The sequence below is a fragment of the Proteus sp. G4380 genome (assembly GCF_963885725.1).
Taxonomy (GTDB): domain Bacteria; phylum Pseudomonadota; class Gammaproteobacteria; order Enterobacterales; family Enterobacteriaceae; genus Proteus; species Proteus mirabilis.
The window spans coordinates 1-12,986 of sequence record NZ_CAWPAV010000036.1; the positions used below are offsets into that span (position 1 = coordinate 1).

The following is a 12,986-nucleotide window of genomic DNA, read 5'->3' on the forward strand; positions in this document are numbered from 1 at the left end:
TCATTATTGAGTCAGCTTTCGTAAGCCTATTACTCTTCTTCGTGGCGTTTTAGCCAATCTCCACTTTTGATTTCTCGCAACCCATCAACTGGCTTTTGATAAAGATAGATCCAAGCACTACCATAAGGTGTTGATATCAACTGGCGCTTGTAATCTTGATCATTTTTTTTCAGTTCATCAAGCTCCGTCAAAATGGAAGGCGTGATCCGATAAACTTCACATTCTATTTCACCATCACCTTCAACCACAGCAGGATAAAACCCTAAATCATAGAGTTTATACCCCGCTAATTTATACTCACCTAATAGCTGTGCGTAGGTCATCCAGTGATGGTTACCCTGATTTCGCCGTAAACTTCCATAAACAATAATTCGCATATAAATTAAAACTCAAATTGATAAAGCAGATCTATTGCCTGATTCATACCAGACACTGCTTGTAAATACAACCTGGGCATCAAGCGATAACGTAATGTTAACGTCGCTAGCGAATCAAATATACCCATCCCATACTTCACTTGTAAATCATCGGTTATCTTACCACTGACGACAACTTGTGAACTATCCCCTACACCTTGTGTATCTAACGCTAAATCAGAAATACCAAAGGTTTCGCCAATACGTCCTACGAGTTGTCCACTTTGTCCAACACCTAATCCTATTAGCATGGCTGTCATTTGTGCTGAATCAGAATCACCACTTGCTAATCCTTCCCCTCTTAACAAGTAGGATAATGCTTCTTGTTGTGTTTTGGCCGGCTCAGAGAATATTTCCACTTTCGGCTTATCCGCAAGTCCGGTGACTTTAACCCCAGCAATGACATTATCTGCCGTATTATCAGGGTTACGTATCGCTTCAATATTTAAGTATGGCTGATCAACCGGCCCTGAGAACAAGATTTGCCCTTTACGTACTTGTAAATCTTGTCCATAAGCTTTGAATTCCCCGCGAGGAATATCCACTTGACCATTTAATCCCAATCCTTGTTTACTTTGAGCAACTTTTAATGCCCCTGTTAATCTGGCTTTCAACCCAAAGGCATCTAATGTGACATCATCGCCAATATTAATCGCCAAATTACTTTGAATAGGTATAGAAGTCTGCTTTGGTGCTATAGGTTGTAATTCTTTGTCTAACATCACTTCATCAGAGGAAGCCGACACCGCAGACTCGGGTAATTCCTGCACCACGATACGAGCCCAAGGGATATCAATACGACCATCTAATTTAAGCAAATGTGGATTAGCTTCAAAAACTAAGTCTGGGTTAACATCTATACGAACCATTGGTGGTAATGACACACGCAGTTTGTTGCCATTCGCAGCCACCACGGCACGCCACTCATCTAGTTTGCGCCAGTCCGCATTCCCCGTCAGATTTAAATAACCTTCCGGTGTTTCGATTCTACCGCTTAAATCAGAAGTCGCACCATTAAAGCGAATATCGACATTCCCTTTGGTGATGTCAAATGGGATCCAGTGACCAACTACTTTTAACTGGTTAATACCAAACTGCCCAAATAGCAATGGTGATTGTGCATTCCCCCCTAAACGTAGCTGCGCCCCTACACTACCTTGCGCTATTTCACCTTTACCCAAGAAAGGCTTAATCAGATCTAATGTCAGGTTATCAATATCAACCGTACCTGATAATTGACGTGTTTTTTCTAGATCAGCAACATTGACATGGCCTTTAAAGTCACCATTACCGGCAATACTAATTAACCATTGCAAGGTCGCTTTACCATTATTGATACCCGCATTTAACGTAACTGCATCAAAATCAATAGGTAATACCGTACCATCGACATTTTGTTTTACACCAACGCCCTGACCTTTAAGGTTAACTGACGCTTTAGGTAATCCGCCTTTCGCATTCCAAGTTGCCGTAGCATCTCCCGTAAAGACACCGCGTAGCGCGGTTTCAGGAGGTAAGAATGGTTTTATCATGGCTAAATCAAAGCGTGTTAACGTGATTGCCGCACTACCACTCTCACCTACAGTGATCTCTTTAGGTACACACAGTTGTGCATTAGGATTTACCCAGCAATGTGAACCAATCGTCACTTGCTGTTTTTCCGCTAATAAATTTAGCGCCATCGCTTTATTTAAACGCCATTCGCCTACAGGCGTATCAAATGCGGTATTGTTAAGTGTGCCTTGCCACTGCTGTTTTTCTTTATCAAACGAGCCGGCTAATGTCAGGCCACCCGATACGGGTTCCCCATCCATTTTCAAGGTAAGCTTATGCTGTTTTTCTGTCCCGGCCGCATCTAGCGTTAATTGACGAATAATCAAATCAGCCTGTTTTAACTGACGTACCGTAATTGCCAGTTTGCCACTGATCACGTCATCTGACTGAATATCACCTTTAACCACAACTGACCCAACACTGAGCTGATCTTGCCATTTGATCCCTTGTGCATTGATATCAGCAATAATTTTCGGCTTATTAATATCACCGCGAACATTCACTTTCCCTTTAATAACGCCCGCTAACCCCGGCACTAAACCATTTAACCCCGGAGCATTGATGTTCGCATCAAGCGCCCACTGATCACCTAAGTGCCCCGCAATATCGAGATTATTTTTACCTAGAATTAAGGTTAATTGAGGAATATTCCATTGCCCCGAATCATTACCATAGGCGTTTCCTCGCGCCTTAATAAGATTATTTTTTAAATTACCATCTAAGGTAATTTCAGGCACTCGTAGTTGCCAACTTCCTCCATACAGGCTACCCGTTGTGGCAATACGTCCATCTAATTTCGCTGGCATATCGGGATATTGTTTAGCTGTATTAATACCAGAGATAGTCAATAATGCATTCCAGCTAATCGCCTTACTCCAATCTGCCACACCGGTAATATCCGCATGACCTTGTAATGCAGCTAAACGCAAACGAGTGAGTGTTATTTTCTCTTCATTCCCTTTAGCGTCTAGGGTCAATTTGGCTGGCGGGATCTCTTGTCCTTCAATATTAGAACGTAATGAAAGATCATAATTATCCGTCTGCCCATTAAGACGTAGTCGAGTATCATTAAGTTGATACTGCACATCTCCCGTTAAAGGCCAACGCACTTTTTGGCTCTCTAAGGTTAATTTTAGTGGAAGATGTGCTTTAGCGAGCTCAGCTTGTGCATCAAGGCTTGCGGTGACAGTTCCTGTTAAAGAGAGTGCGAGTTTTAACTCATCAAGTATCGCACCTTGTAAAGACAGTGTCGCTTGCTGATCTTTAAACTCTTCCAATCCTGCCATCTCACGAAGCATCGCTTGCATATCTAGATTAACCGGCCACTGTTTATCCAGTGTAATTTGACCGTTTAAACTGACTTTGCCTTCTGGCGCATCAATACTGAGCCTAGTGAGATTAACCTGTTGACCTTGCGTATTGGCTTGAAAAGAGAGTTGATTAATAGTCACAGGCGTATCACCACTAACTTGTAACTGTTTACCTTCTATCCCCTCCACATTGATATCAACAGGAATAATAATTTCGGGTAACTGCGCTAATAAAGGCTTGGCGAAAATTGTCTTAATAGTGTCAGCTAGTGCCTGCTCTTGCTCTTGCGGTGTTTTAGGCTCCGCTTGAGGCGTCGTTGCTGCAACTTCTTTTACATCTTGCGCCATGGCGGCAACACTACCGTCTTCGGGTGTTTTCGGTAACGCCACCAACAAATCATTAATGACCGTCGGTTTTAAGGTAATTTGACGCCCTTCCCATTGTGCTGCCGTAGTAAACTCATTGAGTGATAGGGCCATATCATCAATTTGTACACGCGTATTGGCTAATGAGAGAGAGTTTAAATAGATAGGTAAAGGGGCATTAAGCTCAGTTAAAGGCTCAGAAGGGGGTGTTTCTTGTGCTGGAGGGAGTGCACTGGTATCTACATTGACGATAACATCACGTGTGCCTAAGGCCTCAACACACAGTTGTTTATCCTTCAAGCAGCTTAAATTTAAGCCTAGTGATAACTCCCCCACATTGACATCTACACCCGGCATTTGATACTCAACACCCGTTAAACGTAAATCTTGCCAACCGCCATTAACACTGTTAATGGTTAAACCTGGCACCCAACGAGCTGCACTATTAATGGCAAAATGTAGCCCTGATTGCGTCCCTAAAATCCATGCAAGAGCACCTAAAACCAGTAAAATGATGATAAGTAGCGTTAGTGTTATCCTTTTCAACCACTTCATCATAACTCAGCTCCTAACCCAATATAAAACTGTAACTTACGCTCTTCACCACTATTGACTGGAACGGCTAAATCAAACTTTACAGGCCCTACTGGAGATGCCCAACGAACCCCCGCACCAGCACCTGTTTTAAAATCACTTTTCGTAAAATCGTTAACGGCTTCACCACTATCAACAAATACAGCTCCCCACCAATTTCCAGTTACGTTATATTGGTATTCAGCAGATCCCGTTAGCATTCTTGATGCCCCTGTTAATTTACCTTTGCTATCTTCCGGTGAAATACTTTGGTATTTATAACCCCTAATACTTCTATCGCCACCAGCAAAGAAACGTAATTCGGGTGGTACTTTCTCAAATTGATTCGTTTCAATCCAGCCAAACGTCCCTCTGACCACAAAACGGTGGCCTTCCCAAGGTGTGCGTATCCACACTTGCTGAGCTTGTAGGGCGAGAAATTCAACATCAGATCCCCATATTTTATTGGAATAATCGACTGAATAACGTTGGCTATCCCCCCAATAAGGCATCATGCCACCCCGTTGGCGTACGCGACTTGCATTCGCACCAGGATAAAGCAACATGGTTGTATTGGTAACATCACCTTGGGTAAAGTGGCTCAGACTCCAGCGGGTATTAATACTGTATTGCCATCCCGTTGACATATCCCAGTTACGAGAAACGTTCAGTGTGGTGGTATCCGAACGAGTATCATTTAAATCTGTACGTTTATAGCCGCCTTGAATGCCATAATATTGTTCTAATGGGTTAACTTTTAATGGAATTTTATAATTAGCACCAATAGATTGCTCAGGCTTAGAAATACTCATATTCGATGTTAAACTATGGCCCCTAGAATTTATCCAAGGTTTATCCCACTGCATATTTAATCGAGGTCCGACATCTGTGGCAAAACCGCCCCCTAGCTCCATATAGTTACGTGAACGAGGGGTAACAACGGCATCCATTGGTAGCAAATAATTGCCTTCACTACGTGCTTTAGCGATATTAGGTGTGACAACCGCCGAATTAAACCATCCTGTGGCAGCTAAGCGTCGATTAAACTCTGCCAAATCTTCAGAAGAGTAATATTCCCCTTCTTTAAAAGGCACAATATTTTGTAGGTAGTCTTCACGAATTTGTGAGCCAGTATAATTCACTTTACCAAAACGGTAACGTTCACCACTATTAAAGACAAAATCCCAATAAGAGGCGTGATTATCTAAAGAGACACCGAGCTGGCTTTTTTCCATATCTGCATCAAAGTAACCACGACGAATAGCAAGCCCTGTTAACGAGCCTTTTAATTTTTCATATTCGGCATGATTTAACACACTATCAAGAGGGGGAGTGTTTTCTTTAATCACTTTGGCATATTGTTCATCTGTTTTAGCTCCCCCTTCCAGTACAATATTGACCCCTTTTAACAGTACGGGAATACCAAGCTCAACCTTTGCTGTTAATACAGGGCGTGTCGGAGGGGTATTTTCTTGATAAGAGAAAGTGACCGTTGGCTGATAATAACCTAAAGGCCGTAGGCCCTCTTTAATTGCCTTTTCAACACGCGCACGAAAACGCCCGTCTGGTGCAACTTCTTCTGTTGTTATGTTTGATAGCTGGACTCGTACATTCTTTTCGAGTTGCCCTTCTAAACCTTCTACTTTTAAACGTAAATTTGCCCCATAAGCAAAAGACGTTATAGAAGACAGACAGAGAACGTAGATAACGGAGTATCTCGGCACGTTTTCTCCTCAATATTATTTATATCATTCGGTAATTGACGACAAATAGTTTTAAGCTTTATTGTAGATTTAGTTTATAACAATATTAAACCTTTACCATAGTAAAGCGTTTACAAATATAAAATTTGGAGTTTACCTTGCAACATAAAGCTTATCATCCTGAGCATGCCGTAATCGGCAGCACAACGCCATTAGAAATTTCTGCTAATCATGCCGTCAATGGGCATTCTATCCGTGAGATCCCAGAAAATATGCAAATTGCTTATTTTGCCATGGGCTGCTTTTGGGGCGTTGAACGCCTATTTTGGCAACAACCCGGTGTTTATAGCACCAGTGCCGGTTATAGCGGTGGTGTAACAGAAAATCCCACCTATGAGCAAGTTTGCCAAGGCCGTACCGGTCATGCAGAGGTCGTTCGTGTGGTATTTGATCCGACCCTTATCAGCTATCAACAATTATTGGCTATTTTTTGGGAGAATCATGACCCTTCCCAAGGTATGCGCCAAGGTAATGATATTGGTAGCCAATATCGCTCGGCCATTTATACCCTAACCCCAGAGCAATATGCACAAGCTATTGAGTCAAAACAACGTTATCAACAAGCTATCAATAGTGAAGGGGCACATAAAGAGATCACCACTGAAATACAACCTGCCGGACCTTTCTATTTTGCTGAAGATTATCATCAGCAATACCTATTTAAAAACCCTCAAGGTTATTGTGGACTTGGTGGCATTGGTATCTGTTTTCCACCGGCAAACTAACACTAGCAGAAAATAGCAGGGCGATGATATAATTACGCCCTCTTATCTATCTTTGTGTCTATTTTTATAAAATAGTCTATCACAATATATTGATTTATCTTCGATTATTAACACTCAAGTATTACCCTCTGGATTTAATACTCTGGGTGATGTGAGCCTTATATGCTTAATAGTTTACTCATTGTGCTTTTGCTGTGTGCCATTAGCGCCTTTTTTTCGCTGTCTGAAATATCACTGGCGGCCTCCCGTCGTATTAAACTCAAACAGTTGGTTGACGAAGGAAATATCAACGCCGCTCGTGTATTAAAAATGCAAGAAACCCCCGGTATGTTTTTTACCGTGGTACAAATTGGTCTTAACGCCGTTGCCATTTTGGCGGGTATTGTCGGTGAATCTGCTTTTTCTCCCGCATTAAAAGATCTCTTTTCCCGCTTTTTAGAAGCACCTCTCGCGCAACAATTAGGATCGGTCTGTTCATTTATTATCGTCACATCGATGTTTATTCTGCTTGCCGATTTAACTCCTAAACGTATCGGCATGATCAAGCCAGAAGTCATTGCACTGAAAATTGTTAATCCTATGCGTTTTTGTCTCGCCTTATTCCGCCCTTTAGTTTGGTTGTTTAATGGCATGGCAGATCTTATCTTTAAACTATTTAAAATCCCGATGGTAAGAAATGAAGATATTACATCTGATGATATCTTTGCGATTGTCGAAGCCGGTGCAGTAGCGGGGGTATTACGTAAACAAGAGCACGAATTAATTGAAAATGTCTTTGAATTAGAATCACGTACCGTACCATCAGCCATGACACCACGTGAAGATGTTGTCTACTTTGATCGCGAAGAGACAGAAGAAGATATTAAGCATAAAATTGCCACTCAGCCCCACTCTAAATTCTTAGTTTGTGAAGGGGATATAGACCATATTATTGGTTATGTAGATTCAAAAGAGCTACTCAACCGTGTGATCAATGGGCAAAGTCTTAACCTCAAAGAAGGTGTGCATATCCGTAAAGCCCTTATTATTCCGGATACCTTAACTTTATCTGACATGCTAGAAAGCTTTAAAACCTCAGGGGAAGATTTTGCCATTATTCTCAATGAATATGCGATGGTGATGGGCGTTATCACCTTAAATGACGTAATGACCACTTTAATGGGCGATCTGATTGGCCCAGGTCAAGAAGAGCAAATCGTCAGTCGTGATGAGCATTCATGGTTGGTTGAAGGTGGAACACCTATTGATGATGTTATGCGGGCATTAGATATTGATGATTTCCCGGATTCTAGCAATTACGAAACCATTGCAGGGTTTATGATGTTCCGTTTGCGTAAGATCCCCAAACGTACTGACTATGTGAAGTTTGCAGGTTATAAATTTGAAGTGGTGGATATTGATAACTATAAAATTGATCAACTGCTTGTCACTAAAATTGATGATATTCCGCCAGTAAAACCGGTTTTGCAAGAAGCAATACCTGCTCCTCAAACAACGACAGAAGTGCCATTTGAGCACGAAGAGCATAAAGCCTAAATCAACTGGTAACAAACTGAAATTAATAACTGAGTCTTATCGTAAAAGCACAAGATATAGACTCAGTTATCTATCAGATAAAAGTTAGCCCATTTCAGCTTTGAGTAAAACCACCTGCTGGTTAACTTCACTCATCACATTAAAATGCAGCTTATCTTTTATTTTCGGCAATAAAATTTTACCGTAATCGAACTCAAATGCGCCCATTCCTTTGATATAAAACCGTCCACGAAATAACGTCTTAACGTAGAGAGCAATTTTTTCTGGGTTATAGCGATTGAAGATCTTCATCTTTCAGTTAGTCTCCCATGCTCAGTTGTGAATTTAATCAGTCATAAAGACCGATCTTTATATACCAAATTTAAAGACCTAATTATAAGTACTAGGTTCCATTTATTTAAATTTCTTATCTATTTTTACACTTATTGACAGTAAAGAAGATAAGTCGAGACTGTGAATACTTTATCTTACACCCTATATGTTAAAAAAATGTATCAACAATGAGGTATTATTCTTTTTTAGCCTCTATGCTTAAATAGCCGACAAAGTCGAATTGAATAATAGGACAATAACGATGCACAAAATAACCTTGGCTGCACTTTTGCTTAGCACATCTACATGGGTATTTGCCCATAATATTACTGAAGAAACTCTCCTACCGGCGATCTCTGTGAGTGACAAAGGGGAGCTTCTTTATGATGGTGCCAAAGATAAATTTAGCTATCAAAATTGGAATAGCGGACTACTTAGTGGCAAAGTACGCACAATTCAACATATCGCTGGACGCAGTAAGGCTAAAGAGATGAATGCGCCACTGATTGAAGCCATCAAACAAGCCAAATTTCCACAAAATAGTTATCAGACAACCACTATCATCAATACTGATGATGCTATCTTTGGTACTGGGCCTTTTGTTCGCGGTAGTGTTGAAGACAGTAAAAAAGAGTTTCCTTGGTCACAATTTATTGTTGATGCTGATGGTGTAGCGCAAAAAGGTTGGGGACTAGAAAAAGAGAGTTCAGCAATTATTGTGCTGGATAAACAAGGAAAAGTTCGTTTTGTCAAAGAAGGTGTATTAAGTGGTGCAGAAATAACTTCCGCCATTAACCTTATCAATGACTTAATTAAAGAATAGTATTTAAATCATCTGTATCGGAGCCCTTTAAACTTAAGGGCTCTGCTCTCGTTAACATTAGAAAATAGAAACTCTAAAACCAGGATTTATCAGTGATTCTCTCGGTGAATAATCAAGTGTCACCCCTTTCCAATCGGTAACATGTGCCCCTGCGGCTATCGCAATAGCGTGTCCTGCTGCAGTATCCCATGTATGAGTAGGTCCAAAACGAGGATAAAGCTGAGCTTTTCCTTCTGCCACTAGACAAAATTTTAATGAAGATCCAACAGCCACCGTTTGGTGCTCACCCAATTGCGATAAATATTCTTTTAATTCATCATCTTGATGAGAACGACTAATAACAATCACGGGGGGTTCAGCACGGCTGACTTTTATTGGTAAACGCTGACCACAGGTTTCTTTCCATGCCTGTTTATTGGCTGCTGAGTAGAGAATATTTTGTACTGGTGCATACACAACGCCTAATACCGGCACACCCTGTTCAATCAACGCAATATTAACCGTAAACTCACCATTTTTATTGATAAACTCTTTGGTACCATCGAGGGGATCAATCAGCCAATAACGTTGCCAATGGCGACGTTCTTCCCACGCAGGAGGATCTTCTTCAGATAATTGAGGAATATCTGGCGCAATACTGGCAAGTCCTTGCTTAATAATTTGATGGGCGGCTAAATCTGCTGCAGTAACCGGTGAATGGTCACTCTTTTCCTGTACTTCAATTGGCGCTGATTGTTGATAAATTTGCATTATCGCCTGACCCGCTTGGCGGGCTAATTCGCTGACTTGTTCTAACATAATGCACCTCACTTATTTTTATAAGAATGGTACTCACTCTTATAAAAATCAATTATCTTGCACTCTCTTTACTCTAGTATAGAGACAAAAATAGCCGGAAAAAACCGGCTATAGTGTTATTTTTTGCAGAAGAAGAAATTATAAAATTTCTAATAGTTCTACTTCGAAAACTAATGTTGCAAAAGGAGGAATAGCCGCCCCCGCACCACGTTCACCATAAGCTAATTGGTAAGGAATATATAATTCCCATTTAGAGCCTACTGGCATCAAGGTTAATGCTTCAATCCATCCTGCAATCACCCCATTAACAGGGAATTCTGCTGGCTGACCACGCTGTACTGAGCTATCAAATACCGTACCATCGATTAAACGACCAGTATAATGCACACGAACATGATCAGTACGAGCTGGAATAGAGCCATCTCCTGCTTTCAGTACTTTGTACTGTAAACCAGATTCAGTGACTTGCACGCCTTCTTTTTTTACATTTTCTGCTAAGAATACTTTGCCTGCTTCTGCCAGTGCCGCTTGACGCTCTTGACGAACTGCTTCAGCACGCTCATGCATAGTACGTAAAGCATTGTGTAACGTTTCAACAGGTACAGAAGGAGTATTGCCTTCTAACGCGTCAGTCAAGCCGGCAAGCAGTGCTGCTGGCTCTAATCCTTGGAGACCTGATTCAGTCAGTTGTTGACCGACTTGCAGACCAATACCGTAACTTGCCTGCGATTCAATAGAATCAAATGATGGTTTTGACATGAAAAAATACCTGTTTTTATGAAAGTTAGTGCCAAGAATAACAGTGGTAAGCTAGAGCGTAAACCTCCCGTCTTGGCTAATCGCGATTATTCGTCGAAAACGCCATCAATTTGCGCTATTTGTCATGGATTTTGACCTTTCTTGACGATATTTTTCAGACTTTTTTTCACAAGCCCCTCACACAAGCATATAATTAAAGACAAGGTAGCTCTGTTAACCCAGCGCTCAATATCAATATATATGTTCAGAGAGGTACGAAGTGAAAATAACTGACAATCCCTATTTCCGTGAACAAGGATATATTGACGGTATTTGGTGTGATGCAAAAAGCAAAGACACGGTTGAAGTGATTGATCCTGCAACAAATCAGCCCATTGGTACTGTGCCAAATATGGCAACAGAAGAAGCCAAAGCGGCTGTTGATGCAGCCGCCAAAGCATTACCGACATGGCGTGCGTTAACCGCACATCAAAGAAGCACTTTACTGCAACGCTGGTTCCAACTGATACAGGATAACAAGCGTCAACTTGCAGAACTGATGACATTTGAACAAGGTAAACCTGTTGCCGAAGCGGAAGGCGAAATCACCTACGCAGCCTCATTTATTGAGTGGTTTGCTGAGCAAGGTAAAAGAACCAACGGTGAAATTATCCCCTCCCCTTCATCAGATAAGCGGCTTATGGTGATCAAACAAGGGATTGGTGTTTGTGCGGCTATCACACCTTGGAACTTCCCTGCTGCCATGATCACCCGTAAAGCAGCCCCAGCATTAGCCGCGGGGTGTACTATGGTGATAAAACCTGCCAACGAAACCCCCTATACAGCCCTTGCGTTAGCTGAATTAGCCGCGCAAGCAGGAATACCTGCCGGTGTTATTAATATTGTCACCGGTGATGCAGTTAAAATCGGTGAGGTGTTCACATCAGACAACCGCGTGCGTAAATTGAGTTTTACTGGCTCTACAGGGGTTGGCCGTTTATTAATGCGCCAATGTGCTGACAGTGTGAAAAAAGTCTCACTGGAGCTAGGGGGAAATGCGCCATTTATTGTCTTTAATGACGCCGATATTGAGAAAGCGGTTGCAGGTGCTATGGGGGCGAAATTCCGTAACGCCGGACAGACTTGCGTGTGTGCAAATCGTTTTTATATCCATAAAGATGTATATCAACAATTTAGTGAACGCTTTGTTGCTGAGGTTAAAAAACTAAAAGTCGGTAATGGCTTTACCGAAGGCGTGACTATTGGGCCTCTTATTAATCATAAGGCGGTAGAAAAATCACAATCACTCCTTGCTGATACCTTACAACGCGGTGCGACACTGCTATGTGGTGGTGAAAGAGATAAAGCAGGTGAAAATTTCTTTCAGCCTACCGTGGTCGGTAATGTGCCTGCTGATAGTCATATTCTTGAAGAAGAGATCTTTGGCCCCGTGGCACCTTTAGTCATTTTTGACAATGAAGAAGAAGTAGTACACCTAGCCAATAATACCATCTATGGCTTAGCCGCTTATTTCTACAGTGAAGATCCACAACGTATTTGGCGTGTGGCTGAAAATCTAGAATATGGCATGGTCGGTATTAACACGGGTCTAATTTCCAATGAAGTGGCTCCTTTCGGTGGTATAAAGCAGTCTGGCTTAGGTCGTGAAGGCTCTGAGCATGGTATTGAGGACTATATGGAAATGAAATACCTCTGCCAAGGCCTGTAAACGAGGCCACTGATTAACAGTAAAAGTCATCGCAAGGACGCGATTGCTTTTTGCAACCATTATCTCTTATTAATTGACATCCTCCACGCCCTAAAGGACGTGGATCCCTACTGCGTTCAGACTGATGTCTGAATCACCTCGGCGGGTTCCTGCTTCGACGGGCGGTCTGACTGCACCCTCCCTCCACAGGCTAGCACGGCATGTCCTGCCGCTAAAATGTTACGTGCCCCGTTGATATCAGCATTCGCTGTATATCCACATTCAAGGCACTCGAATTGACTTTGTGACTGGCGGTTTTCCTTTGCTGTATGACCACAGCAAGCGCACTTCTGACTGGTGTAGG

The 12,986-nt window shown here is 41.9% G+C and carries 11 protein-coding genes; 4 read left to right on the forward strand and 7 right to left on the reverse strand.

Annotation, left to right across the window (positions count from 1 at the left end; genetic code table 11):
• Positions 1-29 precede the first annotated feature (29 nt).
• The 3 genes from AACU98_RS02520 to tamA are packed head-to-tail and all read right to left on the reverse strand — an operon-like array spanning position 30 to position 5,943.
• Positions 30-377 carry a gamma-glutamylcyclotransferase family protein gene (locus AACU98_RS02520; RefSeq protein WP_004246264.1) on the reverse strand — a complete coding sequence of 116 codons (348 nt, stop codon included), beginning with the start codon at positions 375-377 and terminating at the stop codon, positions 30-32.
• 5 nt (positions 378-382) lie between these two features.
• Positions 383-4,204 carry an autotransporter assembly complex protein TamB gene (gene tamB / locus AACU98_RS02525; RefSeq protein ID WP_161735463.1) on the reverse strand — a complete coding sequence of 1,274 codons (3,822 nt, stop codon included), beginning with the start codon at positions 4,202-4,204 and terminating at the stop codon, positions 383-385.
• Positions 4,201-5,943, reverse strand: coding sequence for an autotransporter assembly complex protein TamA (tamA, locus tag AACU98_RS02530; protein ID WP_004246266.1), 1,743 nt, complete (start codon positions 5,941-5,943; stop codon positions 4,201-4,203). The genes tamB and tamA overlap by 4 nt, the downstream gene beginning before the upstream one ends.
• A 137-nt stretch (positions 5,944-6,080) precedes the next feature.
• On the opposite strand from tamA, the gene msrA reads away from it, so the two are divergent.
• Together msrA and AACU98_RS02540 are read left to right on the forward strand one after the other, a co-directional pair.
• Positions 6,081-6,707: a peptide-methionine (S)-S-oxide reductase MsrA gene (gene msrA, locus AACU98_RS02535; RefSeq protein WP_004249614.1), complete on the forward strand. Its 627-nt coding sequence runs from the start codon at positions 6,081-6,083 to the stop codon at positions 6,705-6,707.
• Between the two features lie 162 nt (positions 6,708-6,869).
• On the forward strand, positions 6,870-8,243 hold the full coding sequence (locus AACU98_RS02540; protein WP_004249615.1) for a hemolysin family protein: 1,374 nt from the start codon (positions 6,870-6,872) through the stop codon (positions 8,241-8,243).
• Between the two features lie 84 nt (positions 8,244-8,327).
• On the opposite strand, the gene AACU98_RS02545 is transcribed toward AACU98_RS02540, so the two are convergent.
• Positions 8,328-8,534 (reverse strand): DUF1107 domain-containing protein, encoded by a 207-nt coding sequence (locus tag AACU98_RS02545; protein WP_004246270.1) that lies wholly within the window; start codon positions 8,532-8,534, stop codon positions 8,328-8,330.
• Between the two features lie 283 nt (positions 8,535-8,817).
• On the opposite strand from AACU98_RS02545, the gene AACU98_RS02550 reads away from it, so the two are divergent.
• Positions 8,818-9,378 carry a YtfJ family protein gene (locus tag AACU98_RS02550; protein WP_004246271.1) on the forward strand — a complete coding sequence of 187 codons (561 nt, stop codon included), beginning with the start codon at positions 8,818-8,820 and terminating at the stop codon, positions 9,376-9,378.
• A 57-nt stretch (positions 9,379-9,435) separates the two neighbouring features.
• On the opposite strand, the gene cysQ is transcribed toward AACU98_RS02550, so the two are convergent.
• Together cysQ and AACU98_RS02560 are read right to left on the reverse strand one after the other, a co-directional pair.
• On the reverse strand, positions 9,436-10,176 hold the full coding sequence (gene cysQ, locus AACU98_RS02555) for a 3'(2'),5'-bisphosphate nucleotidase CysQ (protein WP_004246272.1): 741 nt from the start codon (positions 10,174-10,176) through the stop codon (positions 9,436-9,438).
• A 138-nt stretch (positions 10,177-10,314) separates the two neighbouring features.
• Positions 10,315-10,935 (reverse strand): peptidylprolyl isomerase, encoded by a 621-nt coding sequence (locus AACU98_RS02560; RefSeq protein ID WP_161735465.1) that lies wholly within the window; start codon positions 10,933-10,935, stop codon positions 10,315-10,317.
• Positions 10,936-11,194: 259 nt separating this feature from the next.
• On the opposite strand from AACU98_RS02560, the gene AACU98_RS02565 reads away from it, so the two are divergent.
• Positions 11,195-12,643: an NAD-dependent succinate-semialdehyde dehydrogenase gene (locus AACU98_RS02565; RefSeq protein WP_004249619.1), complete on the forward strand. Its 1,449-nt coding sequence runs from the start codon at positions 11,195-11,197 to the stop codon at positions 12,641-12,643.
• 116 nt (positions 12,644-12,759) lie between these two features.
• Here AACU98_RS02565 and AACU98_RS02570 read toward each other — a convergent pair.
• Positions 12,760-12,986, reverse strand: a 227-nt coding sequence (locus AACU98_RS02570; protein WP_017827801.1) for a zinc ribbon domain-containing protein, incomplete at its 5' end; no start/stop codon positions are given.

What these genes read in the sequence shown, in the direction of transcription:
- AACU98_RS02520 (WP_004246264.1), bottom strand. Translation starts at nt 377, where the DNA reads ATGCGAATTATTGTTTATGGAAGTTTACGGCGAAATCAGGGTAACCAT.
- tamB (WP_161735463.1), bottom strand. Translation starts at nt 4,204, where the DNA reads ATGATGAAGTGGTTGAAAAGGATAACACTAACGCTACTTATCATCATT.
- AACU98_RS02540 (WP_004249615.1), top strand. Translation starts at nt 6,870, where the DNA reads ATGCTTAATAGTTTACTCATTGTGCTTTTGCTGTGTGCCATTAGCGCC.
- AACU98_RS02545 (WP_004246270.1), bottom strand. Translation starts at nt 8,534, where the DNA reads ATGAAGATCTTCAATCGCTATAACCCAGAAAAAATTGCTCTCTACGTT.
- AACU98_RS02550 (WP_004246271.1), top strand. Translation starts at nt 8,818, where the DNA reads ATGCACAAAATAACCTTGGCTGCACTTTTGCTTAGCACATCTACATGG.
- cysQ (WP_004246272.1), bottom strand. Translation starts at nt 10,176, where the DNA reads ATGTTAGAACAAGTCAGCGAATTAGCCCGCCAAGCGGGTCAGGCGATA.
- AACU98_RS02560 (WP_161735465.1), bottom strand. Translation starts at nt 10,935, where the DNA reads ATGTCAAAACCATCATTTGATTCTATTGAATCGCAGGCAAGTTACGGT.